Origin of the sequence: Pseudonocardia sulfidoxydans NBRC 16205, from assembly GCF_007989085.1 — a bacterium.
Lineage (GTDB): Bacteria > Actinomycetota > Actinomycetes > Mycobacteriales > Pseudonocardiaceae > Pseudonocardia > Pseudonocardia sulfidoxydans.
In genome coordinates this window covers 1-1,231 of record NZ_BJVJ01000179.1, presented here as the reverse complement: position 1 = coordinate 1,231, position 1,231 = coordinate 1, and the positions used below count along the sequence as shown (strand labels likewise).

1 protein-coding gene is annotated in these 1,231 nt (G+C 74.5%); it reads right to left on the bottom strand.

What is annotated here, in order from left to right:
• Positions 1-1,231 (bottom strand): 2-oxoglutarate dehydrogenase, E2 component, dihydrolipoamide succinyltransferase (gene sucB / locus PSU4_RS30895; protein WP_147116215.1); only part of this gene is annotated, 1,231 nt, incomplete at both ends.

The following is a 1,231-nucleotide window of genomic DNA, read 5'->3' as shown; positions in this document are numbered from 1 at the left end:
AGTTCGGACTCGAACGCGCCTTCCTCGAGGCGGGCCTTGACGGCGCTGACGAAGCGGCCGGCGTCGGCACCGTCGACGAGGCGGTGGTCGTAGGTCAGCGGCAGGTAGCAGACCGAGCGGACGGCGATGACGTCCTCGCCGTCGGCGCCCGCGACGACCTTGGGCTCCTTGACGATCGCACCGGTGCCGAGGATGGCGACCTGCGGCTGGTTGATGATCGGCGTGTCGAACAGGGCGCCCGCGCTGCCGATGTTGGTGATCGTGAAGGTGCCGCCGGAGAGCTCGTCGGGGCCGATCTTGTTGGCCCGGGTCCGGGCCGCCACGTCGGCGATCTTGCGGGCGAGGCCCGCGATGTTGAGCTCCTCGGCGTTCTTGATCACCGGGACGAGGAGGCCGCGGGGGGTGTCGACCGCGATCGCCAGGTGCACGGCGCCGTGGTAGGTCACCTCCTTGGTCTCCTCGTTGATCGACGCGTTGACCTGCGGGAACGCCCGCAGCGCCTCGACGGTGGCCTTGGCGAAGAACGGCAGGTAGGTGAGCTTGACGCCCTCGCGGGCCTCGAACTCGGCCTTGGCGCGGGCCCGGAGGCGGGCGACGCGGGTGACGTCGACCTCCTGGACCGTGGTGAGCTGCGCCGACACGGCCAGGGACTCGCGCATGCGCTGCGCGATGACCTGGCGCAGGCGCGGCATCTTGACGGTCGAGCCGGGCTGCGGGGCGCCCTCGGCGCGCTGCGGCACGGCCGCCGGGGACCGCGGGGCGGCCGCCGGCTGCGCGGGGGCGGCGGGCTGCGCGGCCGCGGGGGCGGCGGGCTGCGCGGCCGGGGCCGACTTCTCCGCCGCGGCCAGCACGTCCTGCTTGCGGATGCGGCCACCGACGCCGCTGCCCTGCAGCGAGTCGAGTGCGACACCGTGCTCGGCGGCGAGCTTGCGGACCAGCGGCGTGACGTAGGGGAGACGGTCGGAGCCGCCCTCACCGCCGTCGCCGTTGCTGCTCGCGGGCGCGGGGGCCTGGCGCGGCTCGTCCTGCGGGGCGGACTCCTTCTCCGCCGACGGCGCGATCTCGGGCGCCTTCTCCTCGGCGGGCTTCTCCTCGGCGGCGGGCTTCGCTTCGGCAGGCTTCGACTCCGCAGGCTTCGACTCCGCGGCGGGCTTCGACTCCGCAGGCTTGGACTCCGCGGCCGGTGCGGCGGACGCGTCGCCGATCGTGGCCAGCTGGGCGCCGACCTCGA